The sequence below is a fragment of the Roseomonas sp. TS2 genome (genome assembly GCF_058833935.1).
Genome location: NZ_JCACVY010000007.1, coordinates 23,340 through 47,681 on the forward strand (window position 1 = coordinate 23,340; position 24,342 = coordinate 47,681).

The window sequence follows — 24,342 nt, forward strand, 5'->3', positions numbered from 1 at the left end:
GTGGGCGCGGCAGGATAGGGCATAACATTCCGGAGATTTCGCTCATGGCCACAGACCTTGCCGCCGCCGCGGCCGCCCTCCTGGAGGCACGCCGCAGCCGCCGCTGGCTGGCCGCGCTGCCCGAAGGCGCCCGGCCCGCCACGCAGGAGGAGGCCGTGGCGATCCAGGCGCTGGTGGCGGAGGCGCTGGGGCCGGTCGGCGGCTGGAAGGTCGGCGCCGCCACGCCGCAGGCCACGCCAAGCGGCGCGCCGCTCTACGCCAGCAATTTGCGCTTCGACAGCACGCCCTTCGCCGCGGCCGATTTCAACATCACCGGCATCGAGGCGGAGATCGGCTTCCGGCTGGGCGCCGACCTGCCCCCGCGCGAGACGCCCTACAGCCGGGAGGAGGTGATGGCGGCGGTGGCCAGCCTGCACCCCACCATCGAGATCGTGGACACCCGCTTCACCGCGCTCAACTGCACCGACGCGCTGAGCCATGCGGCGGACCAGGTCAACCACGGTGCGCTGGTGGTCGGGCCCGCGCTGGAATCCTGGCGCCACATCGACCCGCCGAACGAGCCCGTGCGGCTGACCTTCAACGACGAGGTGGCGGTGGAGCATGTCGGCGGCAACACGGCGGGCGAGCCCATCCGGCTGCTACAATGGCTGGCCAATGAGGGGGCGCGCGGCCTCGGCGGGCTGAAGGCCGGCATGGTGGTCACCACCGGCAGTTGCACCGGCCTGCTGCTGGTGAAGCCCGGCACCCGGGTCCGCGCCAGCTTCCGCAATGCGGGCACGGTCGAGACCGCGATCGTCTGAGCGGGCACGAGAAAGGCCGGGGGCGTTGCTTCCCCCGGCCTCTGGCGACGCTCAGGCCCGGCCTGTCAGGCCAGGAAGCTGCGCAGCGACTTGCCGCGCTTCGAGACCTGCAGCTTCTTCAGCGCCTTCGCCTCGATCTGGCGGATGCGCTCGCGGGTCACGTTGAAGGTCTTGCCGACCTCCTCCAGCGTGTGGTCGTTCTCGCCGCCGATGCCGAAGCGCATGCGCAGGATGCGCTCCTCGCGCGGCGTCAGGTCGGAGAGGATGCGCATGGTGGCATCCCGCATCGAGGAGCGCGCGGCGGCCTCGAAGGGGATCACCGCGTTCTCGTCCTCGATGAAGTCGCCGAGGCGGCCGTCATCATCCTCGCCGATCGGGTTCTCGAGGCTCACCGGCTCGCGCGCCAGGCGCTGCACGGCGCGCACCTTGTCCACCGACATGCCCAGCTCGCCCGCCAGCTCCTCCGGCGTCGGCTCGCGGCCGGCCTTCTGGGCGAAGCGGCGGCTCATCCGCGCAACCTTGCCCACCGTCTCCGTCATGTGCACCGGCACGCGGATGGTGCGCGCCTGGTCGGCCAGCGAGCGGGTGATGGCCTGCCGCACCCACCAGGTGGCGTAGGTGGCGAACTTGAAGCCGCGGCGCCAGTCGAACTTGTCCACCGCGCGCATCAGGCCGATGTTGCCCTCCTGGATCAGGTCGCCGAACATCAGGCCGCGGTTGCGGTAGCGCTTGGCGATGTGCACGACGAGGCGCAGGTTGGCGCGCGTCAGCTCCTCCTTCGCCTTGCGCATGTCGCGCTCGCCCCGGCCGACCTCGGCACAGACACGGCGCAGCTCCAGCACGGCCAGGCCGCTCTCCGCCTCCAGCTTGCCGATGGCGGCGCGGATCTCGGGCAGGCCCTCGCGCAGCTCACGCAGCGCCACCTCGCGCTTGGCGGAGCTGGTGCGCAGCTTCTGCGCCGCTTCCAGCAGCGCCGCCGCCCCCGCCTCGGTGCCATTCCAGACGCCGAGCACGAGATCGCGGTCCAGCCGGGTGGCCAGCGCCAGGCGCACCGCCTTGCCGTCCAGCGCCATCAGGCGGCGGCTCACCTCCCGCACCTCGCCCACCAGCAGGTCGAGGCGCGCGGGGCGCAGGCGCAGCGCGCCGAACAGCCCCACCATCTCCACCCGCTCCGCCTTGGCGGCGGCGCTGCCGATGCCGAGCGCGCAGAGCCGCGCATGCGCATCGAGGGCGGCGTTGAAGGCGGCCAGCACCTCGGGCTTCATCTTCTCGTCGAGCGTGGCGTGCGGCGCGGCCTCGCTCTCCTCGCCTTCCTCGAGCTCCGGCAGCGGCGCGGCGTCGGCCGCCATGGCCTCGAGCTCCACCACCTCGCGCAGCGGCATCTCGCCTGCCTCCAGCGCGGCCTTCCAGGCGGCGATGTGGCGGAAGGTCATCGGGTTCTCGCACAGCCCGGCCAGCATGGCGTCGCGCCCGGCCTCGATGCGCTGGGCGAGGGCGATCTCCTCGTCGCGCGTCAGCAGCTCGGTGCCGCTCATCTCGCGCAGGAACATCCGCACCGGGTCGTCGGAGCGGGAGAGGCTCGCCTCGTTGACGTTCCCGCCCTCCGCGGCCTCCTCGCTCGGCTCCTCGCGCGCCTCCTCGGCGTCGGGCGAGCGCTCCTCATCCTCCGCCGGCTCGTCCTCCGCCGCATCGCTGCGCACGTCGATCGTCTCGGGGCTGTCGAACTCCTCCCCAAATTCGGCACGCCAGCCGCGGCCATTGGTCAGCACAGGCACAACCCGTTCCGCCTCCTGCCCTTCCCGGGCCAGGATGTCCCCATAGGTGCCCGCCCGTGCCTTGAGCTCCGCGCCATTCTCCGCGTCACCCTGATCCGCCGCGCCGTAGGTAAACATCCCGTCCATCGATTCACCTGTCTCGTTCGTGCTGGGGGACCAGGGAAGGCCCCATCTCGTATCGTGTCTCGCCGGAGTGTCCCGGGCCTGCCGGCCCGCAGGCCATAGCCCGCCGCCGCGCGGCGGCGCGACTTTAGAGGGCGAGATCATAAGGAAAGCTGGGCGTCCGCTCCGCCAGACGCCTGCCTCATCTAGGGAGCCGCTCCCGCTCCCAAAACCCCCGCCGCCTGCAAGGCGGCGATGCGGTGGCATGCCAAGGGTGCCGCCGGCCCGCCGCCAAGGGCTTCAACCGCCCCGAAGCCGAGCTGCTCATGCGCGCTCCTCTTGGCCGTGCCAGACCCGAAGGATGACCACCGTTCCCGCTTCCCCCAGCTGGTAGCGCAGCCCGAATGCCGTTCCGGCGAAAGGCACCACCAGCTCCCGCCGGCCCGTGCCATCGGCCAGGGGGCGGCCGATGGCGCCTTCGGCCAGGCGGTCCGCGGCGCGGGCGACAGCCTGGGCGGCACGCCGCGCCGCCTCGGGATTTCTCTCGTGCAGAAGGAGAAGAAGGCGCTCAAGAGCGCCGACCGCCTCCGGCAGCCAGGTCAGGACAGCCATGTCGTGGTCCGGCGCTCACTCAGGGCGAGGTCGCCCGCTCTCCGTTCCGAAGCTGTCCAGCCACTCCCGCACCGAGGCGTGCGGCACGCCGCGCCCGGCCAGGCGGTACTGTTCCCAGCGCGCCAGATCCTCCTGCTTCTCCTGCTCGTAGCTTTCCTCGCGGTCGAGATACTCGAGCACGGCCTTCTTCATCAGCCAGTGCGGCGAGCGGTCACGCAACTGGCCGAGCGCCTGCAGTCGCCTGCGGGTCTCCTCATCCAGCTTCAGCGCGAGGCTGCTCGACATCGGCCATGCTCCGGGGTGTCACTCGGTCATACTCGTCTATACCGTTGCCTCCTGTCACAGCAATGAAATCTGTGCAGGGCTGTCCCCACGCCCACGCTCAAGCCGGCGGTGCGCGAGGCAGAGGCGCGCCCGGCATATGTGAACCTTGCCAGCCGAGGGGTTCTGCCTCCCTCCACCGATTCGCGGGCCCGGTGTGAACTTTGCCAGCCGGCGCAAAGCGGGCGGCCAGGGGTCTCTTGTGAACTTTGCCAGCCGGCCGGGAGGCGTCGGGACGCCCGGGATGTGAACCTTGCCAGAACCCGGATTTCCCGATTTATCGTCTTTTTACAGAGAGTTGCGGAGTTATCCACGTGAACCCTGCCAGCCCTTCTTCAATAACAATCTCTCCTCTACCCCTAGGCTTGCTCTGGGCTGGCAAGGTTCACAGACCTGGGAAGGACCCGTGACGGGGCTGGATGGCAAGGTTCACATCGACGGACGAGAAACGGCGTTGCAGGGTGCGCCGCATGGTCGAGCCAGATGACAAGCCGGGCAGCAGCGTCGAGCAGGGAGACCTGTTCGGGCCTAACAACAGCGTGCACCGGATTGTCGCGGCCAAGGGGGCCAAAGGAGCCGTGAAGGCAGCCCAGACAGCCATCCTCGAGCCGCGCCCGCCCAGCCTGCCGAAGGCGCTGGCCGGGCGTATGGGGCGGCAGATCGCCGACACCGCCTCCTCCGCCATCGTGCGCGAATTCGAGGGCACCAGCGAGATCGGCTACAGCTACTCCGCATGGTGCCTGGCCGGCCTGCCGCACCGGGACCAGCCCCGGGACCAGAACTGGCTGATCGAGACCGATTTCGCCCGGCTCCTGGTCCGCCCTGGCGTGCGGCTGCGCGACGACAACAGCCAGGAATATGTCGGCGTGCCCTTCGGCAGCTATGCGCGGCTCCTGCTGATCGACTGGCAGACCGAGGCGCTGGAGCGTGGCAGCCGGGAGATCCACATGGGGCGCTCGGCCAGCGCCGTGGTGGCCCGGCTCGGGATCAACCGCGGCGGGCCGAGCAACGGCAAGGTGGCCGAGCAGCTGGAGCGCCTCGCGAGCTGCACCGTCGACTTCAGCTTCGGCAACGACAAGAAGGGCGTCATCGTCAACCAGCGCCTCGTCGATGCCTTCAGCTATGTGGGCGAGCCGGATCCACGCTCCAAGAAGACGGCCAGGCTCGTGGAGCGCGTGGTTCTCTCCCAGGCCTTCTTCGACGAGTTGCGGCGGCACCCCGTGCTGGTGGACCGCGCCGCGGTGCGGGACCTGACCACCTCGCCGCTGGCGATCGACATCTATCTCTGGCTGGCCTACCGGCTGCACTCCCTGCAGAAGGAAACGCCGATCGGCTGGGACAGGCTGTGGCGGCAGTTCGGCTCCAAGGTGGGCGCGCTCAAGAACTTCAAGACGCAGTTTGAGGGACCCCTGCACCTGGCATTGTCGGCCTACAAGAACGCCAAGGTGCGCGTGAGCGACCGGGGATTGCTGCTGGAGCCCTCCCCTCCCCCGATCCACCACTGAGCGGCTTGCAGGGATCACACCCTGCCGTCCCCCCGCCGCTGGGAAGGATCACAGGCCGCCCGCCCCGTCTGCCCTAGCCGCCTGAACGGCGCGGCTTCTGCAGCCCTGCCGCCAGTTCCGGCAGGCGATCCGCCATGGCGTGCACCGTCTCATCGGTCAGCGAGGTGGCGAAGCGGAACACCCATTGCCCGCCATTGCGGGTCAGGGTTCCGATGCGGCGGCCCTCATGGACGATATGGCGGCGTTCGGGCGGCTCGGGCTGCGCCGCCGGCTGGCGGCTGCCGCGCCCCTCGGCGGCCCGCATCAACACCGCGATCTGCTCATCCGGGTCGAAGGCGGATTGCGCCTGGCGCCGATAGGCGTCGAGGGCCTCCAGAATGCGCGCCAGCGCGTCCGGGCTGGCCTCGACGGCTTCCATCACCCGGCGGGCCCGCAGCACGGCCAGGCGCCGTGGCTCCTCCAGCCGCTCGATGATCTCGGCGGGAAAGCGCGAAAGCCGGAGGTAGAGGCTGAGCGTCGAGGGATCGAGGCCGAACTGCGCCGCAAGCTCCCGGCCCGGCCCCTCGAGCCGGGCGCGAACCTCGGCGAACCAGCGGGCACGCTCCAGCGCCGAGATATCCTCGCGCCGCTCGTTCTCCGAGAACTGCACCCGCAGCATCGCCGCATCGTCGAGGGCACGGATGCGGGCGAGGACGGAAAGGCCCAGGCGGCGGCAGGCTTCCAGCCTCCGGCGGCCGGCGGCGATCTCATAGCGCCCCTCCGGGTGGCGGCGGACGGTGATGGCGTCGTTCTGGCCGTTGTGGCGGATATCCTCCAGAAGCGCCGTGAACTCCGGTCCTTCGAAGGCACCTGGCAGCCTGTCGCGCGGCAGCGGATCGGCGATCACGGAAGGGTCCAGGAAGAGGAACTCGTCGGCCGAGTCCCCTGCCCTGCCGGCCGCATCACGGGCATGGGCGAGCGCACGCTCCAGCCCGGCATTGGCGGTGCTGGCCTTGGCCAGCTCGGCCTCCAGCCGCACCACCCGCTCCCGCAGGCCCTCGGCCGCGAGGTTCAGCGCCGCGGCAGGCCTGTGCACCCCGGCCCCTTCCGGCGCCGCAGGGCGGCCGGACGCGGCGTCGGTCATTGCGGTCCGGTCGCGGACAGCCTGGGCCAGGGTGCCGAAGCGGGAGGCGGGGGGCTTCATGGTTGCGTCTCCTTCACCATCGCATCGCGGCCCCAGGCCCGCCAGACGTCCCGCTCGATCGCGCGGCTGACGCTGTTGGCGCTGGCCAGGACACGGTTGTAGGCGGCCCGGTCCGTGCTGGGCTCGTACTCGTAGAGGGTTTCCTTGCCGAAGCCGGCGGTCCCCATGATGCGCGAATGCAGGAAGGGATCCGGCAGCACCATGTCGGTGAAGCGCTCCCGCAGCAGGTTCAGCAAGGCTTCCTGGCTGCGGTCGGTCGGATCATAGGCGGTCACCAGGATGCGGTTGAAGGCCAGCTTCAGCCCGTGGCCGAAGGCCTCCTGAAAGGCGGTGGTGTAGCCGGCGAGGTGGGCGAAGAACTCCCCCGTCGATGCCAGGTCGGTCATGGTGGCGCGGCTTGGCACCACGATCCCGGTCGCCGCGTGCAGGGCGGTGGTCATCAGCATGTTGACGTCCGGCCGTGTGTCGATGACCGCCACATCATAGTCGCCGGCAACCTCTGCCAGGAAGGCGGACAGCTCCTCGAAATACAGGGTTTCCTCCGCCTCACCGCTGGCTGCGCGGCGCCCCAGCATCTCCTCCGCCTCCGACAGGGCCGCACCCGCGGGGACGAGGTCGATATTGGGCCAGTAGGTCGGCTGGCAGAGGGCCTTGGCGGAGAGTGGAACATGCTGCCGCGCCACCCAGCCGGCAAAGCTGTTGCCAAGCCCCACCTCCTCCGCCGGGTCCATCCCGAACTGCGCCGTGGTACTGCCCTGGCTGTCCAGATCGATCAGCAGGATACGGTAGCCCGCAAGTGCCATGTACTGCGCGAAGTGCACGCTGCTGGTGGTCTTGGCGGAGCCACCCTTGAAGTTGGTAAATGCGATGGTCGCCAGTTCCTCGCCTTTCGCCGCGTCACGCCGAGGCAGGAAGGACAATTGCCCGGTGCTTTGATAGAGTGCCGCGCGCGCCGCCATGATCTCGGCGAAATCCATGCGGGCCCGTGGCGCGATCCCCTTGCCCGCCGGCTTCAGGCCGCTGGCCTGCCGCAACTGCCGAGGCGTCACGCCCAGCAGTGCAGCCACCTCCTGGGTCGAGAAACGCCGCAGCCGCTTGCGCTTGTCCGGGGCATTCTCCACCTCGATGGCCATGCGCTGCGCGGTACGCAACACCTCGGCGACGTGGCGGAACCTGGCGGCCTGATCCATCGCACTACCTTTGAATCCGTCTTTTTCTCCTTAATGGCCTATGGTGGCTTGTGGAAGCCCCTATGGCATTGGATGCATCCAACATCGGCCAGAAGGCCCATTGGATGCATCCAATTCCGCCGGCCTGCCATCCCGCCGGACCCATGGTATAGAGCGCCGCTGCGAAGGAGCTGGGCCATGATGCAACGCGATGAACTCACCCGTGTAAAGGCACGCATCAAGGCCCTGACCGAAAAGACGGTGTCCAATGGCTGCACGGAGGCAGAGGCGATGGCCGCCGCCGAGATGGCCGGGAGGCTGCTCGAACGCTACGCGCTGAGCATGGACGAGATCGAGGTCCGGCAGGCGCGCTGCGTACAGGCCGAGGTGCCTTTGGCGGGGCGGCAGAGACGGCCCATCGATGGCTGCGTCCCGGCCGTGGCGCGGTTCTGCGGTTGCAAGGTCTGGCTGAGCCGCGACAAGGATGGGGCGCGCTATGTCTTCTTCGGCTTCGAGAGTGACGTGGCCCTGGCCACTTACCTGTTCGCGGTGATCGAGCGGGGTATGCAGACGGAGTTGGAGCACTTCCGCCACGCCCATCCCGCCCTGCGCGGCGTGCCGCTGCGTCAGGCCTCCGTCAGCTACCAGCAGGGCATGGCCGGGCGGATCGCCGAACGGCTGGAAGCGATGCTGGCGGCGCGCGAGGCCGAAGTGGCCGCCCAGCGCAGCGACAGCACCGCGTTGATGATCGTCAAGCACCGGGTGGTGGAGGACGCCTTTCGGGAGACCACCATACGCCTCGTCGCCACGCGCCGGGCGGGGATCCGGGCCAATGGCGCCTACCGCCAGGGCTATGCCGCGGGAGACCGGATCAACCTGAACCGGCCGGTCGGCGGAAGGACGCGCGACGTACTGCCATGAGCCGCGCCAGGGATACGCAGCGCGCCCGCGTCTATGCCTGGGAGGACCGCTTCGTCGCGCCTTTCGGCGGCGGTACGGTCGGCTTCGCGCAGGCCTCGCGCATGGTCGAGGCGATCTGGGCGGATCTGGGGCTGCGATATCCTCCCGGGGTCGAGCCTCTGCCCGCCCAGGCGCGCCGGCGCCTGGCGGATGCCGACCGGATGCGGCTGCGGCTTCCCGAATCCGTGCCGGACTGGGTCCTTCTGCACGAACTGGCCCATGCCCTGAGCGCTACGCATGACGGCCAGTCGGATGGCCATGGTGCCCAGTTCCTGGGATTGTATGCGCAACTTCTGGTCCGTTATCTCCGCATCCCGGAGGAAGCCTTGTTTTCCTCGATGGCCGAGGCCAGGCTGCGCGTCGATCGGGCGGCGCGGCCGCCGTTCCTGGATCCTGTCCGCGCATGACGGAGGCCCTGTCTCACCTGGCCGGCCTGAACGAGGCGCAGGCCGCGGCCGCCATGGCCACGGCACCGCAACTCGTCCTGGCGGGCGCCGGCTCCGGCAAGACCGAGACCCTGACCCGGCGGGTTGCCGATCTGATCCTCCGGCGTGGCGAGGCACCCGAACGCCTGCTCTGCATCACCTTCACTACCAAGGCGGCGGGAGAGATGCGGGCCCGGCTGGCCGCGCGGCTGGGGGCGGGGAGGGTGCCCCGCTGGGTCGGCACCTTCCATGCCGTCATGGCCCGGCTGATGACCGAGGAGGCGTCGCAGGTGCCCGGCCTGCCGCGCGGCTTCGCCATCCTGGGGCAGTCCGATGCACGGGCCGTGCTGATGGCGCTCGCCGGGCTGAAGGATGCGCGCGAGGGAATGGCTCTGCAGGATGCGGTGTCGCTGCTGAAGGGGTCCCTTCTCGGCGCACGGGATGCCTGCCCGCAGGGTCCTGCCTTCGCCCGCTTCGAGGCGGAGACCCTGCGGCAGGCGCAGGCCCTGCTCCCCGCCTATCGCGCGGAGCTGGACCGCCGCGCGGCGCTGGATTTCGACGACCTGATCACCCGCCCCGTCGAGGCCATGCAGGCGGACCGCGCCCTGGCGCAGCGCTGGGGAACGAGATGGTCGGAGCTGCTGGTCGACGAGTACCAGGACACCAACCTGGCCCAGCACCGGCTGATACGCCTTCTGGCGGGGGAACAAGGAAGGGTCTTCGCCGTGGGCGACGACACCCAGTCCATCTATGGCTGGCGGGGCGCCGATGTGTCGCAGATCCGCCGCTTCCGCCGCCAGTATCCGGGGGCGGGGGAGACCATCCGGCTGGAGATCAACTACCGTTCCGCCCGTGCCATCCTGCTGGCGGCGAATGCCGTCGCGGCGCGCGACCCGCAGGCGCTGCGCAAGACCCTGCGGCCGGCCCGGCCCGATGCGGCCTGGGGCACACCCCTGCTGCTGCGTGAGGCGGAGACGCCGGAGCAGGAAGGCCGGGCGGTGGTGAAGCATCTTCAGGCGCTGCGCGCGGGGGAGGAGGGTCTTCCCTGGAGGGAATGCGCGGTCCTGCTGCGTGCGGGCTTCCTGGCGGAGCCTATCCTGGCGGCCCTGGCCGAGGCAGGAATGCCGTTCCGCCGCGTCTCCGAGCGGGAGCCGGAAGTGCCCCGCGATATCCTGGCCGCCCAGGCCTGGCTCCAGCTGGCCATGAGCCATGACGGGCATGGCTGGAACGCCGCCGCCGATGATGCCTTCCGCCGGGCCTGCGCCCATCCGCCCAGAGGAATCTCCGGGCGGCTGTTCGCGCAACTCCGCCAACATGCCGCGGAGACCGGCCTGGCCCTGGCCGCCGCGGCGGAGGACCTGCCCGGCTCCGACGAGGACCGCCTGCGGCTGCGGGCAGTCGCCGATCAGGCGCGGGCACTTGCCGCGGACATCCACAGGCGCCGCCTGCCGCCGGAGGATGCGCTGCAACTGGCCGCCGAGCGAGCCGGGCTGGCCGCCGGGCTGCGGGAAGCGGGGCAGGCGCATCTGGCGGCCTGGGAGGCGGCCTTCAGCGCCGCCGGCCGCTTTGGCAGCCCCGCCGCCTATTGCGAGGCCACGGCGCTGGGAGAGGCGGCGGATGCCGACCTGCAGGCCGACGCCGTGCCGGTGATGACGCTGCACCGCGCGAAGGGCCTTGAATTCGGCCATGTGCTGATGCCCGGCCTGGAGGACGGCGTTTTTCCCAGCTACCGGGCGGAGGCGCAGGGCAGCCTCGCGGAGGAGCGCCGTCTTTTCTATGTCGGCCTGACGCGGGCCCGGCGCAGCCTGTGGCTGAGTTGGGTGCGGCACAGGCGGGACTGGGCAGCCAAGCCTTCCCGCTTCCTCGCGGAGATTCCGGAACAGCTTTTCAAAGGCCCGCCCGGCGCCGGGGCGCCTCCCGGCCCGGTCAAGAGGACGCTGCCCCCTCCGACCCAGGCGGAGACGGACCGCCTCGTCGCGGAATTCCACGCCCGCAGGAAGCCTCCCGGATCGGGCCGCCGGAAGAGGGAAGGGTAGGGGCGGCTCGTGGCCGGAGCCGGATCCTCTACCTGGCCTTGCCGATCATCTCCTGCACCTTCGCGGCGAGGGCGCCGAGTTCGAACGGCTTGGTCATCAACATCATTCCGGGTGCCAGGGGCTCCTTCAAGGCGTCCCCGGCATAGCCCGTGATCAGCAGCACCGGCAGGTCTGGCCAGCGCTGGCGTGCGGCGTCGGCCACCTGCCGCCCGTTGAGGCCGTTCGGCAGGCCCAGATCGGTCACCATCAAGGCCACCTGGGGTGCCTCCTGGCCGTAGAGGATGCGCAGCGCCGAAGGGCCATCGGTGGCCTCCAGCACCCGGTAGCCCAGTTCGCGCAGATATTCGGCCGAGACCGAGCGCACCGGCGCCTCATCCTCGACCAGCAGCACGACGCCTTGCCCGGCCGGTTCGGCGAAGCGCCTCTCGGCCGCCGGCTGTGGCACGGCGGCAACGGAATGCTCGCCCTGCCGGTCCGCACGCGGGAGGTAGAGGCGCAGCGTCGTGCCCTGGCCGACGGCGCTGTCGATATGCACCGCGCCATAGGATTGCCGCACGAAGCCATAGATCTGGGAGAGACCGAGACCTGTTCCCTGGCCGAGCGGCTTCGTGGTGAAGAACGGCTCGAAGGCGCGCGCCTTGGTCGCCTCGTCCATTCCGGTGCCGGTATCCGTCACCGCGATCTCGACATAGTCGCCGGGCTGGGCGCCCTCCTGGTAGGCGATCTCCGCCGCGTCCAGATGGACATTGCGGGTGGCGATCGTCAGCCTGCCGCCTTCCGGCATGGCATCGCGCGCGTTGATGGCCAGGTTGAGCAGGGCATGTTCCAGCTGGTTCGGGTCGCACAGCACGGGCCAGGAGCCGTCGCAGAGGCGCAGCTCGACCCGCACCTCGGGCCCGACCGTGCGCCGGATCAGCTCCGTCATGCCCGTGGCCAGCAGATCCGGATTCACCGTGCGGGGATGAAGGGCCTGGCGGCGGGCAAAAGACAGCAGGCGGTGCGTCAGTGCCGCCGCGCGCTCCACCCCCTGCCGCGCCGCATCCACGAAGCGTTCCGCCTCCGCCACACGCCCCTGCGCGACGCGGTGCTGCATCAGCTCCAGGCTGCCCATGATTCCCTGCAGCATGTTGTTGAAGTCATGCGCGATGCCGCCGGTCAGCTGGCCCACCGCCTCCATCTTCTGGGCCTGGCGCAGCGCCTCCTCGGCCTGGATGCGGTCCATGGCCTCGGCCTGCAGGGCATCCAGCGCGCTGCGCAATTCTGCGGTGCGCGTGTCCACCTGCACCTCCAGCGTCTCGTTCAGGTTGCGCAGCGCCGCCTCGCTTTCACGCAGGCGGCCCTCGGCGGCACGGCGCTCGGTCACGTCCTGGCCAATCTTGAGGAAGCCCTGCAGCTTGCCGTCCGGCCCTCGCAGAGCGGTCCTGCTGCCCTCGATGAACACCCGGGAGCCGTCGCGGCGGAGGTGCCAGCGCACATTCGGCGCCGAACCCTTCTCCCGCGCGACCGCAGCCTCCCATTCGGGCACACCCTGCTCGCGGTCCTGCGGTGTGTAGAGCATGGAGCCCGGCTGCCCCACCGCCTCCGCGGCGCTCCACCCGAACACCACAGCCGCGCCTGGCAGCCAGTCCGTGATCCGGTCCTCCGCATCGGTGAGGAAGATCGCGTAGTCGCGCGCCTTCTCGACAATCAGGCGGAAGCGCTCCTCGCTCGCCGCCAGGGCCGCAGTGGCGCGATGCAGGGCTTCGTTCTGCGCCTCTGCCGGCGGTGCTTCGGCAGGGACGGGGCCGGCCCCCGGCCTCGCGCGGGCAAGCTCGGCGCGAAGCCGGGCCACCTCGGCGTTCAGCGCTGCCTCGCGGCTTGGCCCGAGGCCGTCCTGCCTATTCTCGCTCATCTGCCTGAAGAGGATGGGCGCCGGCTGTCCGTGCCGCAGGCGCGAATACCAGGGAAGGAGGCGCGATGAAGCGCGCCCTCCCGGGGCGGAGCCAAGCCGACGCGGCCTGTCGCGCGGCAGAATGCAACGTGGATGAGCATGCCATGCAACCTTGATACCCAAGACCGATGCCAGACCTCGACGCGATCTGCCCCTCTAAAGTTGCAGCAGTCAGAAGGGTTGCGGCATGAGTCCCGATGCCGCATGGCCGCACACGCGCAACTGATGCCTGGCCGATCTCCGGCGACTGCAGACTATCACCATGGCCGCTATGGCCGCCCGCGCCTGCAGCAGGCCCTGCATGCCGGCGGTTGTCCTGTTCGCCGGGGCCATTTCGAGACAGGCTCATGCGGGCCTATGGGAGCCAGGCCATCGTCCGCCGGCGCTTCCGCCCCCCGGCCACCCACAGCCGCCATGCCTTTGCCGTTGCCCCGAAGCTGCTGGGCTGGGCCAAGCGCGAGCAGTGGCGGGCGCAACTTGCCTGCTCGGCGCTCACCATGGCCATCCGGCGGCATGGCGCGTCCGGCTGGGCGTGCCGGAGCAGAGCGTAGGCAGGCCGAGCAAGGTGAGGCAGCTTGTATCCGGCGCTGGCGGGCGATAGCCCAAGGCGCTGCGCGGCCGGACCGTGTTGTCGTGCCGCCGCCAGCGCTCGATCAGCACCTCGGCCTCGCAGGGCGAGCAGAAGATCTCCCGCCGCAGCCAACTGCGCACCGCCTTGGCCGCGAACGCCCGCCCGTTGCCAGAGCGGATGTGGTCCGGCGGACCGCGTTCGATAGGCAGCTCGGCCAGGACCCGAAGCACGTCATCTGCATGGCATGGAAGCCGATGCAGGGTTTCGACATCCGCGCCATGGGCGGCAGCGGCCAGGACACCAGACCGTGGCCTTCATAGAAGCTGCGTGACTCTCGAAGAACGTCTTGCCATCCGTTGCGCCGCGCCCCTTCGGTATCCAGGCCAGCAGCTCTCGCCGAGGCCTTCATCGTGCCTTCAGTCCCAGTCGCCGCATGCGGTCCCACAGCGTGGTGCGCGAGACGCCGAGCGCCCGGGCAGCATCGCCGAGCCGGCCTCCATGTTCCGCCAGGACAAGGCTGATATGTTGTCGTTCAGCCAAGTCGCGCGCCTCAGCCAGCGATTGCCTACCTTCTTCGATTGAATCGCTGGTGTTGGAGGAGATCGGCTGGCCAACAGGATGCAGGCCTGCCGCAGCATCAGGAGGCTCGCCGCTCCGGGAACGCTCCGGAAAGAGATCCGCCGCGCCAAGCTGAGAGGTGACGGCGAATAGCGCCGCACGCTCGATACGGTTGCGCAATTCACGAAGATTGCCGGGCCAGGAATGTGCCCGCAGCGCCGCCAGCCCGTCCGCAGCGAAATTGAATGATGTCTCGGCTCTGCCGCCCGTGACGCGACGCAGGAAGTAGCATGCGAGCTCGTCGATATCCTCAGGCCGGTCACGCAGCGGCGGCACAATCAGGTCCAGGACTGAGAGCCGGAACCAGAGATCCTGCCGGAAGCTGCTCCTTGTCGTCATGGACCGCAGATCGGCATGCGTGGCCGCTACAATCCGAGCTCGGAAGGGGCGGGGACGGCGGGCACCCACAGGTAGGAACACCTGCTCCTCGACCAAGCGGAGCAGACGAGCCTGAAGTGCCGTGCTCAGTTCGGCGATCTCGTCAAGGAATAGCGTGCCGGCGCCGGCCTGCCCAACAAGCCCTGGGACCTCCTCGGCAGCAGATCCTTGGCCCACACCTTCCTGACCAAGCAGAACGGCTTCGGCCTGTGCCAGCTCGGCCGGCAGAGCGGCGCAATCAACCACCACGAAGGGTTCCTGCGCCCGCGAGCCCATGTCATGCAGCATGCGCGCCATGTAACCCTTGCCGGCGCCGCTCTCTCCGGTGATCAGCACCGGAACTCCTGTTTCTGCGGTGCGCCCAAGCAGGCTGTGCAGGGCCCGCATGGGCGGCGAGCGCCAGCCGGGCATGCCCTGCGCCCCTGCGGCGCCGGCCTCAGGATCCGCGCGTGCACGCTGCAACTCGGCAAAGCCGGACAGTTTGTGGAGGAGCTGCTGCACTGGGAAAGGCTTGGCCAGGTAGTCATCCACGCCGAGACGCATCAAGCGCACGGCTTGCTCGATGCCCCCATAGGCTGTCATCACCACCACCGGTGTCGTACCGAGCTCCGGCATCAGCCGTGCGATGAGAGCTTCGCCACTCTCGTCGGGCAGGCGGATGTCGCAGAGCACCATTGTCGGCCGATGGCGGCGCAGCAGCGCCTCTCCTTCTGCGGCAGAGCGTACCCAGTGCGTGGCAACCCCCGCAAGCCGCAGACGCTGCACCAGCGATCGGCCCAGAACGGCGTCGTCCTCGATCAGCGCCACGGAAAGCGCGGCTGCCTGGTTCATGCGAGAAGCTCCGGAGGCATTGGCTCGTTCTGCGACGATGCGGCGGCGGCCTGCAGGATGATACGCGTGCCACGCCCACCTGCTCCAGGCTGCACCGCGATCTCCACGGCCAGTTGCTGACCGAGGGCGGCAACCACCTCCAGCCCGAGCCCCAGGACAGGCGCCGCATCGTCCTCTGCGGGGGAAGCAGGGCTGCAAAGCCGCCGCTCCGCGGCTGGCGAAAGGCCCGCGCCGCTGTCCTCGACCACAACGGCGAGCCGCGCATCGGTTCCCACCTTCACCACCAGCCGGACGCGGCCACCCGCTGGCGTGGCCGCAACCGCATTCAGCAGGAGGTTGAGCACCATCTGCCGTAGACGCAGCGCGTCCACGGGGAAAGGTTCTGGCAGCGCCACGCACCAGTCGAGCGCAATGCCACGCCGCTGTGCGGCAGGGGTGACGAGCACGCGCAGATCCTCGAAATCCGTCGCGGCGAGGGAGCGTGGCGGACCCCAGTCACGGTGCACGGCCAGGGTCGAGGCAACGACCCGCTCAATCTGGCGCAAACCTCGTTCCAGAACGTCCAGCGCCTCATTCCGCTCTTGCTCGTCATGGCCGAACTGTCGCGCCGTCTCAACGGCGGTCAGCATGCCAGCGAGCGGGTTCCGCACCTCATGCGCGACGGTCCCGACGAGCCGGCCGAGCAATGCCGCCCGCTCCCGTTCAGCCAGACGCCGGGAGAGGTTTTCCCGCCTGGTAAGCTGCGCGACCATGCCGTTGAAGGCATGCCCCAGCCGACCTGCCTCGCTGTCCGAGGGCGGCATCATAGACTCGGCAAGCGGTTCGAGCTGCCCGGCCCCGACCCGCCGCAGCGCCTGAGTGATGGCTAGCACCGGCTTGAGGGCGTGGCGCGCGGCAAGTGCGGAGAAGGCCGCGCCGATCAAGGCGATGGCCAGGCCGAAGCTCAGCATCGCCAGGTCAAGCCGGCGCCGGCGCTCCGTGATGGAAGAGACGTCGAGCTTCGCTGCGACCACGCCGATCACCTGCCCACGGTCCTTGAGCGGGCGCTGCGCCCAGACCGCGTCGCCATCGGTGGCCAGTTCCCAGATATGGCCATGCAGGCCGCGGGCAAAGGGGGCAGGCCATTCAGGGTTGGGGCCGATTCCGGCGGAGGCAAGCCGCTGGCCATCCGCAGAGCCAATGGCAATCCGCCGTTCCCGGATGCCTTCCTGAAAGCCAAGCGCGCGCTGCAGGGCTTCCTGGAGCGCCTCGGCGTCACCATTCCGCACCGCTGGCAGTACCGCGGCGGCAAGACCATCAAGATACACCCGGCCCAGGCGTTCTGCCTCCTGATCCAATCGTTGCCCCATCGCCCAGCTGACGAGTTGTCCTGTCGTCACGGTGAACAGGAACACAGTGGCTGCCGTGAGGAGCGGCACACGGAGGGCAAGCGGCGGGAGAGGAAGACGGAATGCCATCGGGGAGAATCGCAATGTCTGCTGCCACTTCTGCTCAACGCCAATGCGGCGCTGTCGTCGCCTGATCAGCGAAGGAGGAAGTCAGGGCGGCTTCGGGCCGGTTGCCGCCAGGGCCGCTTGCTGAACCGTAGAGCGAAGTATGAAAACACGATGCGCCAAAGTATCGCAAATTCGAAACCGCCAATGTTCGGATTAATGAACACGCTTTCCGAATTCTGAACATGCATTTGAGGATCTTTTACAAATAAAATCATCAACAAGCGCAGGCTTTACTGCAACCTGTTCGCCGTGCCTTTTGTTATTGAAGCGGTCGGGACGAACCATTCTCCGGCATCGGCAAAGGTCATGCCTGGCGTGGGCGGCCATTCCAGCCCTGACCGATCCGGCACAGGGTTTGACGGGTCTTCGCCCGCTCGACCGCGGGCAAGGAAGGTGGCCATGGCGCATGCGGCCCAGGACATAGAAGCCAGACGGCCGGAGATGACAGACAGCGCCCGTATGAAAGGCTCGGCCGAACAGACCGACGGCGCAGTGAAGAAGGACGCTGGCACCATGACGGGTGATGAGAAGATGAAGCGGAGGGCCGAATGAACCAAGAAGGTAAGGCTCGGAACGTTGTTGGCCGCGCCAAGGTCGCCGCTCAGGGTGCGCTTGGGTAAGAATCGCGGCCAGGCCGTCATCGCTCTCGGCCAGAGCGGAGAGCCTGCGGAGCAGGATACGTCACCGGCGCCTCAAGCAGAATAACGTCATGGCGGGAACGGCGTCCGGCTGACGCAACATCATCGAGTAGAAGCAGGCTGTTCCCGGGCCGAAATTCCTTGACCAAGGAGATGATTATGATTGGCGGCATTCTGAAGCTCCTCGGCGGCACCATCGGCCTGATCTTCCTGATCGGCCTGCTTGTCGTCATCGGGTTGCTTGCACTGATCTTCTAGGCCTTTGGGCGGCGCCATCCCCACAGGAGGCGACCAGCTGCGGCCCGAGGCGCTGCCTCGCTGTGCAGCCCTGCTGCAGCCAAGCAGGCGCGAGGGCGGCAAAGCACCCAGGAATACTCAACACCAGCTTGGAGAAACCCAAGACATGGCTTCAAAGCTTCACACGGCTGCTGCGGCGGCACTTCTTGCCGTTGCCCTCGGGGTAGCGGCTTGCGATGACGCTTCGGACTCTGGCGGCCAAGCCGATCAGACCTCCGGGCAGACCGGCACGACTGGCACCGGCACGACTGGCACCGGCACGACTGGCACCGGCACGACTGGCACCGGCACGACTGGCACCGGCACGACTGGCACCGGCACGACTGGCACCGGCACGACCGGCACCGGCACGACCGGCACCACTCCATAATCTCTGCTGGTCGCCGGCGGGAACATGCGGCTCTGCCGGCGGCACCAACGCCACTCTTTCGACTTGTGCGTGAAGCAGAAAGAGAAGCTCCGAGCTTGACCTTGGCGAACAGCCTAAGGTGGCCGACCTGCGCCGCCATTCCGCAATGGAGCTTCTGCAGATATTTTTGTGAGCGCGGCGGGGAAAGCGTTATTGGTAAGCAACCAATTTTCAAAAATAAGCTTCCCCACGCGAAGTCACTGCCTCGGAAGCTATGCAGTTTCCCACTGCACCCTTTGCTCGACCGGCTTGAGAAAGGCCTTTGCACCAAAGCTGGTTTCGATGGCGCCTGACGGCGTCGTTCACGCCGGTAACTTGAGAATTTGGAACATCGAACCGCGCAGCCCGCACGACCGGAGGTAGAAACAATGAGCGACAGACTTGCCGGCCGGCTCGAAGCGCTTTCTGCGCTGACAGGTATCCGTCTCGTCAGGCAAAGCGGCGAGCCGGCGCGGTTGCCAGCGGCGCTGCGCCTCCTCCGGCCGCATCAGTGGGTCAAGAACGCCATTGTCGCGTCGCCATTGCTGCTCTTCCCGGCAGATCTCACACTTGAAAACCTATACCTTATCATTTCGGCCGTGGTCAGCTTCTGCCTGCTGGCCAGTGCCGTCTATATCATCAATGATATCTGTGACCGGGAAGCCGATCGCGTGCATCCGGTCAAGCGGTTCCGCCCGATTGCCAGCGGCGCCATCAGCCTGCAGATCGCCCTCTTGCTTGCAGCCTTCGCGCTGCTGGCCGGCCTGGGTCTGGGATTGTGGCTAAGCCCCCGGTTCGCTGCCATCGGTGCCGTCTATTTTGCGGCCAATCTTGCCTACTCCTTCGGTTTGAAGAATGCCTCGATCATCGACGTCATGATCATCGCGCTCGGCTTTGTGCTGCGCATCGTGGCCGGCACGGTCGCGATCGGCGTCACCGCCGGGGTTTGGGTGATGGTCTGCGTTGGGCTGGCCGCCTTGTTCCTGGCCCTCGCCAAGCGGCGCGATGACGTGGTGCGCGCGCTCGACACTGCGCATCGCAGGAGCCTGAACGGCTATAACAAGCTCTTCCTGGACACCGCCATCGCCGTCGTGCTCGGCGCGCTGCTGGTCGCCTATGTCATCTACACGACAAACGAGGCCGCTGTGGCCCGGTTCGGCACGCCCGATCTCTACCTCACCTTGCCCTTCGTGCTCGCCGGCATTCTGCGCTACCTGCAGATCACGTTGGTGGAAGAACGTTCCGGCGCGCCGACGGTGATCCTGCTGACCGACCGTTTCATGATTGGCAGCCTGGCGTGCTGGGCGGTCAGCTTTGCCTTGCTGGTGCATCTGTGATGCTGGCCCTGGAGGCGCTGCCGGCGCCGAAGCTGCGCCGCCTGGAGTTCGGCATCATCGCCGTTATCGGTCTTTTCGCCATCGGCATGGCCGTGGCGGCGGCGCTAGCCGGCGGGCCGGAGGTCTGGTCGCATCTGCGTTCGCTCAGTCTGCCGCTGACGGTTGCCCTGCTCGGCCTGTCGCTGGCGAACTACCTGCTGCGCGGCCTGCGCTGGCACCTCTACAGCCGCCGGGTTGGCGCGGAAGTCTCGCTATGGCAGTCGCTGTTCTACTACATCTCGGGCTTCGCCCTGACCACGACCCCGGGCCGGGTTGGCGAGGCCTTCCGCCTCTGGATGATGCAGCGCTGCAACGGCACGTCCTATGAGCGGACGCTTCCGGTGCTGGTCGCCGACCGGCTTAGCGATCTCGGCGCGGTTGGCCTGCTGATGCTGTTCTGCCTTCTGACCGCCTCGCCGCAGCCCTGGCTGCTGGCCACCGCCCTTGTCGCCACCTTCGTCTCCTTTCTCCTGGCCTTGCGGCCACAGATAGCGCTGGCCGCGGTGGGCATGACCTTTCGTGCCACCGGCCGGTGGCCGCGGCTTTTCGGCCGGTTGCGCGGCATGGTTCGGCGGATGGCGGCACTTTTCTCGCCGGAGGTGTTGCTGCTGACCCTTACCCTGGCCTTGGCCGGCTGGCTGGCCGAGTGTTATGCCTTCTTCCTGATCCTGCAGGCTTTCGGCGCGGAGGTGCCTTTGCATCATGCCGTCCTCATCTTCACCGCCGGCATGCTGGTGGGTGCGGTCACCCTGATCCCTGGCGGCGTGGGCGGCACGGAGGCAACCATGCTGGCCCTGCTCGCCGCCCAGGGCGTGCCGATGGAGCTGGCCATTCCAGCTATCGCGGTGATCCGCGTGACGACGCTCTGGTTTGCCGTCGCTCTGGGCTGCCTCGCCCTGCCGCAGGCCCTTCGCCGCGCCCGGCAGGCTCTCTGATGGCCTGGAAGCGGATGGCGCTACAGGGCTGGGGGCGCGTCACGCGCGCCGAGACCCTGGCCAGCCGGCCCGAGCGGCAGCGCGAGGTTGCTCCGCTGCTCCTTGCGCCTGAGGCGGCACCGGGCCTGATCGCCTATGGTGGCGGCCGCAGCTATGGCGACGTGGCGCTGAACTCCGGCGGCGCGACGCTGCTGACCCAGCGCCTCAACCGCCTGCTGGATTTCGTGCCGGATACCGGCCTGCTGGTCTGCGAGGCCGGCGTGACCTTCCAGGACATCCTGCGCACCTTCCTGCCACGCGGCTATGCCGCGCCCGTCTCGCCGGGAACCGCCTTCGTCACCATCGGCGGCGCCATTGCCAACGACGTGCATGGCAAGAACCACGACCGCCACGGCAGCTTCGGCGACCATCTGGCCTGGATCGAGCTGGTGCTGCCTGACGGCCGACTGGTGCGCGCCTCGCGCGAGGAGGAAGCGGAGCTCTTCGCCGCCACCATCGGTGGTCTGGGCCTGACCGGCCTGATCCTGCGCGCCGCCTTCCACCTGCAGAAAGCGCCCTCGACGCATTTCGTGGTGCACGAGCGCCGCCTGCCCGACCTGCAGAGCTTCATGGCCGCCTTCGCCGAGGTACGGCGCCAAGCCACCTACTCGGTCGGCTGGATCGACGGCGTGGCGCGCGGTGGGCAACTGGGGCGCGGCATCCTGCAGACGGCGGAATATGCCACCGGCGAGGTGCCGCGCGCACGGCCCGCCCGGGAGCGCCGCATGCCGGTGGACCTGCCGGCCCTCGCACTGAACCGCCACAGCGTCCGCCTGTTCAACGAGGCCTATTTCCGCCGCGTCCCGGCTGCGGGGCGCGAGCGCATCCTGCCGGTGGAGCAGTTCCTCTATCCGCTCGACGCGGTGCTGGACTGGAACCGCCTCTACGGCAAGCGCGGCTTCTACCAGTTGCAATGCGTGCTGCCCGACGCGGCGGCCGAGCGTGGCCTGCCGGCGCTGATGGAGCGGGTCGCCGAGGCTGGCGCCGCCTCCTTTCTGGCGGTGCTCAAGACGCTTGGTGAGCGTGGGCGGGGTTATCTTTCCTTCCCTCTGCCGGGCTTCACCCTGGCACTGGACCTTCCAGCCCGCCCGGAGACCCCTGCGCTGATGGCCCAGCTTGAATCCATGATCCTCGACCATGGTGGCCGGGTCTACCTGGCCAAGGACGCCTGCCTCTCGCCTGAGGGCTTCCGCCGCATGTATCCCGAGTTGCCGCACCTGCAGGCGGTGCTGAAGCGGGTGGACCCCGCCGGCCGCATGCGCTCGGACATGGCGCGGCGCCTGCAGATCCATGATGCGGCATGACGGCCGATCTCTGGGTGGTGCTCGGTGCCAGTTCCTCCGTCGCCCGCGCCTTCGCCCGCGCCGCGGCGGAAGGCGGGGCCGACCTCGTGCTCGCCGGGCGCGACCAGGCCGACCTCGCCGACACCGCCGCCGACCTGCGCCTGCGCACCGGGCGCCGGGTGGAGTGCCTCGACTTCGACGCCGCCGGCTTCGACAGCCATGACGCCTTCGTCGAGACCTGCTGGCGGCTGGCCGAAGGGCACCGCCTGAACCTCTTCTTCGCCGCTGGCAGCATGCCGGACCAGGAAGCGGCCATGCGCGACTTCCGGTTGGCGCGCTCCATCGTGGAGGTGAACTTTCTCAGCGTGGTCTCGCTGCTGAACCGGCTGGAACCCGGTCTGCGTGCACAGCGCGGCGGCGCCGTGGTGGTGCTCGGCTCGGTGGCCGGTGACCGTGGGCGGCGCAAGAATTTCCTCTACGGCTCGGCGAAGGCGGGGTTGCACGCCTACCTCCAGGGTATGCGCGGTCGCCTGCTGGCCGACGGCGTGCGCGTCGTCACCGTGAAGCCCGGCTTCCTCGACACGGCCATGACCTGGGGCCTGCCAGGCCTTTTCCTGGTGGCCTCGCCCCAGGCGGCGGCACGTGCCGGCCTGCAGGCTGCCGGAAAGGGACGCGACGAGATCTATTATCCCGGCTTCTGGCGCCTGATCATGCTGATCATCAAAGCCATTCCCGAGAGGCTGTTCAAGCGCCTTTCCATCTGACGCAGGAGCATCCGTGGACCTCACCTATCCGCTCGCCCCCCTGCTTGGCTATCTCGCTGCAGGCAGCCTGAAGTTCGCCATCAACACGCTGCGCGACCGCAAGGCCGCCTGGCGCGGCATCGGCCTCGGCGGCGCCGTCAGCACGCACACCACCATCGTCTGGACCACCTGCTGGCTGCTCGGCTTCCGTGACGGCTTTGGCCAGCCGGCCTTCTCGGTGGCACTGACCCTGGCGGTGATCGTGATGATCGATGCCATGGACCTGCGCCAGAAGATCGGCGCCCAGGCCCTGGCGCTGAAAGCGGCCTTTCCCGAGCGGCCTGATGTGGCGGCGCTGCGCGGGCGCCTCGGGCACAAGCCCCAAGAGGTTCTGGGCGGCATCGCGCTCGGCGCCCTTTGCGCCGCGATGCTCAACTGGCTCTGAGCCTCCCGGAGGGCCACGCTGTGGCGGGCGCTGCTGTTTCTCCACACTCTCGTCACATTCCCGCCCTACCCGGGATCGGTCCGCCACTGCGCGGCATCCCTCTGCCCAGAGCCGGAAAAATGGCATGACTGGTCGCTTTCGCTTTGCGCATTCGTGGCGTTGGATGCTCCTGGCCCTCGCCCTGCTGCCGGTCCATCGCTCCTCCTCCGCGACCAACAGCACCTCGCATGCCAGCGGGCCTGAGATACGCAAGATCTGCCAGGTGGTCGGCGAGTTCGATCGCCAGCAGGGCATGCCCACCGTCAATGCCACGGAGCGCCGGTTCAAGTTCTGGGGGGCCGATCTCGGCGCCTCCTTCGAGCATAAGGGCAGGCTCTACTTCCTGTTCGGCGACACGCATCCGAGTGGCGGTCTGGTCCGCGCGCGAGACGCGGATTCCATGGCGGTCAGTGACACCACCAACCCGCGGGACTGCATCCGCCTGTCGTTTCTGACAGACCCGGATGGCGGCTTCCGCCAACTGCAGATCCCCGGCGTGTATTCCGGTGCCTTCGCGGTGCCGACAGGCGGCTTCAGCCTCAACGGCCGCATGTACATCCTGGCCACTGGCGATCATCGCGAGCGCGGAAATGTCGGCCGTTCCGTCCTCGCGCGGTCGGATGATGACGGGCACGAATTCCGCTACCTCTACGACATCTCGCGCGACAAGATGGTGCATGTCGCGCCGGTGCTTGTATCCGCAGGGCAGGTGCAGAACCTGCCGGCCCCCGACGGCGCCGGCGTGCTGCTCTGGGGCAGCGGCGACTTCCGCCGCAGCAACCCGCATCTTGCCTTCCTGCCTGCCGGCGCCGTCGAGGATACGAGTGCATTGCGGCATTTCGCCGGCCTCGACCCGGTGACGAAGACGCCGCGCTGGAGCGCCGACGAGGCGGAGAGCGTGCCGCTTTTCGACCAGCCCTGCCTCGGCGAACTCTCGGCCGGCTGGAACGCCTTTCTCCAGAAATGGATGCTGCTCTATACCTGCGGCGGCCCGCGCGCCGCCACGTTCCTGCGCACCGCCGATCAGCCCTGGGGCCCCTGGTCGGCGCCGGAGGCGCTGGTCGATCCGGCGCGGGAAGACGGTGAATGCGGCTTCATCAGCGCCGGGCGGCCGCCGCAGCAGCAGCCCGCGTTGCTGCAGCTTGTCCGCCTCGGCCGCCGCTGCCACACGGTGTCGGATCCGCACACGCCTTTCACACCGGGCGAGGCATATGGGCCCTACCTGATCTCCCCCTTCACCGAGGGCGAGCCCGGTCTCTCCTCAACGATCTATTTCCTCGTCTCCACCTGGAACCCCTATACCGTCGTGCTGATGCAGGCGACGCTCCGCGCTGGCAGCGGCCCCATCCTGCGCGACGCCGCGCCAGTGGCGCGGCACCCCTGAAATCCGCCTTCGGCTGCTGGGGTGAACCAGCAGCCAGCTTGGACGTTAGTGTCGGCTGCAAGA

General features: G+C 68.7%; 21 protein-coding genes and 1 pseudogene. 13 read left to right on the top strand and 9 right to left on the bottom strand.

Features of this window, described 5'->3' with window-relative positions:
* Nucleotides 1–44: 44 nt before the first annotated feature.
* Nucleotides 45–800, top strand: a complete 756-nt coding sequence (locus tag ACZJYS_RS02805) for a 2-keto-4-pentenoate hydratase (protein WP_493175654.1) — start codon at nt 45–47, stop codon at nt 798–800.
* Between the two features lie 65 nt (nt 801–865).
* On the opposite strand, the gene rpoD is transcribed toward ACZJYS_RS02805, so the two are convergent.
* The 3 genes from rpoD to ACZJYS_RS02820 form a co-directional block, all read right to left on the bottom strand.
* On the bottom strand, nt 866–2,701 hold the full coding sequence (rpoD, locus tag ACZJYS_RS02810) for an RNA polymerase sigma factor RpoD (RefSeq protein WP_109517231.1): 1,836 nt from the start codon (nt 2,699–2,701) through the stop codon (nt 866–868).
* A gap of 300 nt (nt 2,702–3,001) precedes the next feature.
* On the bottom strand, nt 3,002–3,289 hold the full coding sequence (locus ACZJYS_RS02815) for a type II toxin-antitoxin system RelE/ParE family toxin (RefSeq protein WP_109517230.1): 288 nt from the start codon (nt 3,287–3,289) through the stop codon (nt 3,002–3,004).
* A 15-nt stretch (nt 3,290–3,304) separates the two neighbouring features.
* Nucleotides 3,305–3,574: a CopG family ribbon-helix-helix protein gene (locus ACZJYS_RS02820; RefSeq protein ID WP_109517229.1), complete on the bottom strand. Its 270-nt coding sequence runs from the start codon at nt 3,572–3,574 to the stop codon at nt 3,305–3,307.
* A gap of 506 nt (nt 3,575–4,080) precedes the next feature.
* On the opposite strand from ACZJYS_RS02820, the gene ACZJYS_RS02825 reads away from it, so the two are divergent.
* A complete protein-coding gene (locus ACZJYS_RS02825) occupies nt 4,081–5,115 on the top strand; it encodes a replication protein RepA (RefSeq protein WP_109517228.1) in 1,035 nt (344 codons plus the stop codon).
* Nucleotides 5,116–5,188: 73 nt separating this feature from the next.
* On the opposite strand, the gene ACZJYS_RS02830 is transcribed toward ACZJYS_RS02825, so the two are convergent.
* Nucleotides 5,189–6,298: a ParB/RepB/Spo0J family partition protein gene (locus tag ACZJYS_RS02830; protein ID WP_493175657.1), complete on the bottom strand. Its 1,110-nt coding sequence runs from the start codon at nt 6,296–6,298 to the stop codon at nt 5,189–5,191.
* Entirely contained in the window at nt 6,295–7,488 is a 1,194-nt protein-coding gene (locus ACZJYS_RS02835; protein WP_493175659.1) for an AAA family ATPase, read from the bottom strand. Before ACZJYS_RS02835 ends, ACZJYS_RS02830 begins: the two co-directional genes overlap by 4 nt.
* A gap of 177 nt (nt 7,489–7,665) precedes the next feature.
* Between ACZJYS_RS02835 and ACZJYS_RS02840 the strand changes: the two genes are divergently transcribed.
* From ACZJYS_RS02840 to ACZJYS_RS02850, 3 genes are read left to right on the top strand one after another with little or no spacing between them, the layout of a single operon-like run.
* Nucleotides 7,666–8,388: a DUF7168 domain-containing protein gene (locus ACZJYS_RS02840; protein WP_493175661.1), complete on the top strand. Its 723-nt coding sequence runs from the start codon at nt 7,666–7,668 to the stop codon at nt 8,386–8,388.
* Nucleotides 8,385–8,834, top strand: coding sequence for a hypothetical protein (locus ACZJYS_RS02845; protein WP_493175663.1), 450 nt, complete (start codon nt 8,385–8,387; stop codon nt 8,832–8,834). The genes ACZJYS_RS02840 and ACZJYS_RS02845 overlap by 4 nt, the downstream gene beginning before the upstream one ends.
* Entirely contained in the window at nt 8,831–10,888 is a 2,058-nt protein-coding gene (locus tag ACZJYS_RS02850) for an ATP-dependent helicase (RefSeq protein ID WP_493175665.1), read from the top strand. Before ACZJYS_RS02845 ends, ACZJYS_RS02850 begins: the two co-directional genes overlap by 4 nt.
* Nucleotides 10,889–10,916: 28 nt before the next feature.
* Here the strand turns inward: ACZJYS_RS02850 and ACZJYS_RS02855 are convergent, their stop codons facing one another.
* The 4 genes and pseudogenes from ACZJYS_RS02855 to ACZJYS_RS02870 form a co-directional block, all read right to left on the bottom strand.
* Complete coding sequence (locus tag ACZJYS_RS02855) at nt 10,917–12,779, bottom strand: hybrid sensor histidine kinase/response regulator (protein ID WP_493175667.1); 1,863 nt, start codon at nt 12,777–12,779, stop codon at nt 10,917–10,919.
* 612 nt (nt 12,780–13,391) lie between these two features.
* Nucleotides 13,392–13,625: pseudogene (locus ACZJYS_RS02860) on the bottom strand (integrase core domain-containing protein); the annotation flags it as partial.
* Between the two features lie 169 nt (nt 13,626–13,794).
* Entirely contained in the window at nt 13,795–15,216 is a 1,422-nt protein-coding gene (locus ACZJYS_RS02865; RefSeq protein WP_493175669.1) for a sigma-54-dependent transcriptional regulator, read from the bottom strand.
* The gene (locus ACZJYS_RS02870) at nt 15,213–16,610 is read right to left on the bottom strand and encodes a sensor histidine kinase (RefSeq protein ID WP_493175671.1); all 1,398 of its coding nucleotides are present in this window, start codon (nt 16,608–16,610) and stop codon (nt 15,213–15,215) included. Before ACZJYS_RS02870 ends, ACZJYS_RS02865 begins: the two co-directional genes overlap by 4 nt.
* Before the next feature lie 501 nt (nt 16,611–17,111).
* Between ACZJYS_RS02870 and ACZJYS_RS02875 the strand changes: the two genes are divergently transcribed.
* The 8 genes from ACZJYS_RS02875 (at nt 17,112) to ACZJYS_RS02910 (ending at nt 24,279) form a co-directional block, all read left to right on the top strand.
* A complete protein-coding gene (locus ACZJYS_RS02875; protein ID WP_181378130.1) occupies nt 17,112–17,264 on the top strand; it encodes a hypothetical protein in 153 nt (50 codons plus the stop codon).
* Between the two features lie 245 nt (nt 17,265–17,509).
* Complete coding sequence (locus ACZJYS_RS02880; protein WP_456316316.1) at nt 17,510–17,608, top strand: small membrane protein YohP; 99 nt, start codon at nt 17,510–17,512, stop codon at nt 17,606–17,608.
* A gap of 816 nt (nt 17,609–18,424) precedes the next feature.
* Nucleotides 18,425–19,372, top strand: a complete 948-nt coding sequence (locus ACZJYS_RS02885; protein WP_109517219.1) for a decaprenyl-phosphate phosphoribosyltransferase — start codon at nt 18,425–18,427, stop codon at nt 19,370–19,372.
* A complete protein-coding gene (locus tag ACZJYS_RS02890) occupies nt 19,372–20,346 on the top strand; it encodes a lysylphosphatidylglycerol synthase transmembrane domain-containing protein (protein ID WP_493175675.1) in 975 nt (324 codons plus the stop codon). Before ACZJYS_RS02885 ends, ACZJYS_RS02890 begins: the two co-directional genes overlap by 1 nt.
* Entirely contained in the window at nt 20,346–21,689 is a 1,344-nt protein-coding gene (locus tag ACZJYS_RS02895; RefSeq protein ID WP_493175677.1) for an FAD-binding oxidoreductase, read from the top strand. The genes ACZJYS_RS02890 and ACZJYS_RS02895 overlap by 1 nt, the downstream gene beginning before the upstream one ends.
* A complete protein-coding gene (locus ACZJYS_RS02900) occupies nt 21,686–22,432 on the top strand; it encodes an SDR family NAD(P)-dependent oxidoreductase (RefSeq protein WP_109517216.1) in 747 nt (248 codons plus the stop codon). Before ACZJYS_RS02895 ends, ACZJYS_RS02900 begins: the two co-directional genes overlap by 4 nt.
* 13 nt (nt 22,433–22,445) lie before the next feature.
* Nucleotides 22,446–22,856: a divergent PAP2 family protein gene (locus ACZJYS_RS02905; protein ID WP_379648940.1), complete on the top strand. Its 411-nt coding sequence runs from the start codon at nt 22,446–22,448 to the stop codon at nt 22,854–22,856.
* Between the two features lie 163 nt (nt 22,857–23,019).
* Entirely contained in the window at nt 23,020–24,279 is a 1,260-nt protein-coding gene (locus tag ACZJYS_RS02910; RefSeq protein WP_493175678.1) for a DUF4185 domain-containing protein, read from the top strand.
* Nucleotides 24,280–24,342: the final 63 nt, after the last annotated feature.

Bases quoted from the DNA above. Each gene is read 5' to 3' on its own strand.
- ACZJYS_RS02805 (WP_493175654.1), top strand. From the start codon at position 45: ATGGCCACAGACCTTGCCGCCGCCGCGGCCGCCCTCCTGGAGGCACGC.
- rpoD (WP_109517231.1), bottom strand. From the start codon at position 2,701: ATGGACGGGATGTTTACCTACGGCGCGGCGGATCAGGGTGACGCGGAG.
- ACZJYS_RS02815 (WP_109517230.1), bottom strand. From the start codon at position 3,289: ATGGCTGTCCTGACCTGGCTGCCGGAGGCGGTCGGCGCTCTTGAGCGC.
- ACZJYS_RS02820 (WP_109517229.1), bottom strand. From the start codon at position 3,574: ATGTCGAGCAGCCTCGCGCTGAAGCTGGATGAGGAGACCCGCAGGCGA.
- ACZJYS_RS02825 (WP_109517228.1), top strand. From the start codon at position 4,081: ATGGTCGAGCCAGATGACAAGCCGGGCAGCAGCGTCGAGCAGGGAGAC.
- ACZJYS_RS02830 (WP_493175657.1), bottom strand. From the start codon at position 6,298: ATGAAGCCCCCCGCCTCCCGCTTCGGCACCCTGGCCCAGGCTGTCCGC.
- ACZJYS_RS02835 (WP_493175659.1), bottom strand. From the start codon at position 7,488: ATGGATCAGGCCGCCAGGTTCCGCCACGTCGCCGAGGTGTTGCGTACC.
- ACZJYS_RS02840 (WP_493175661.1), top strand. From the start codon at position 7,666: ATGATGCAACGCGATGAACTCACCCGTGTAAAGGCACGCATCAAGGCC.
- ACZJYS_RS02845 (WP_493175663.1), top strand. From the start codon at position 8,385: ATGAGCCGCGCCAGGGATACGCAGCGCGCCCGCGTCTATGCCTGGGAG.
- ACZJYS_RS02850 (WP_493175665.1), top strand. From the start codon at position 8,831: ATGACGGAGGCCCTGTCTCACCTGGCCGGCCTGAACGAGGCGCAGGCC.
- ACZJYS_RS02855 (WP_493175667.1), bottom strand. From the start codon at position 12,779: ATGAGCGAGAATAGGCAGGACGGCCTCGGGCCAAGCCGCGAGGCAGCG.
- ACZJYS_RS02865 (WP_493175669.1), bottom strand. From the start codon at position 15,216: ATGAACCAGGCAGCCGCGCTTTCCGTGGCGCTGATCGAGGACGACGCC.
- ACZJYS_RS02875 (WP_181378130.1), top strand. From the start codon at position 17,112: ATGGCGCATGCGGCCCAGGACATAGAAGCCAGACGGCCGGAGATGACA.
- ACZJYS_RS02880 (WP_456316316.1), top strand. From the start codon at position 17,510: ATGATTGGCGGCATTCTGAAGCTCCTCGGCGGCACCATCGGCCTGATC.
- ACZJYS_RS02885 (WP_109517219.1), top strand. From the start codon at position 18,425: ATGAGCGACAGACTTGCCGGCCGGCTCGAAGCGCTTTCTGCGCTGACA.
- ACZJYS_RS02890 (WP_493175675.1), top strand. From the start codon at position 19,372: ATGCTGGCCCTGGAGGCGCTGCCGGCGCCGAAGCTGCGCCGCCTGGAG.
- ACZJYS_RS02895 (WP_493175677.1), top strand. From the start codon at position 20,346: ATGGCCTGGAAGCGGATGGCGCTACAGGGCTGGGGGCGCGTCACGCGC.
- ACZJYS_RS02900 (WP_109517216.1), top strand. From the start codon at position 21,686: ATGACGGCCGATCTCTGGGTGGTGCTCGGTGCCAGTTCCTCCGTCGCC.
- ACZJYS_RS02910 (WP_493175678.1), top strand. From the start codon at position 23,020: ATGCTCCTGGCCCTCGCCCTGCTGCCGGTCCATCGCTCCTCCTCCGCG.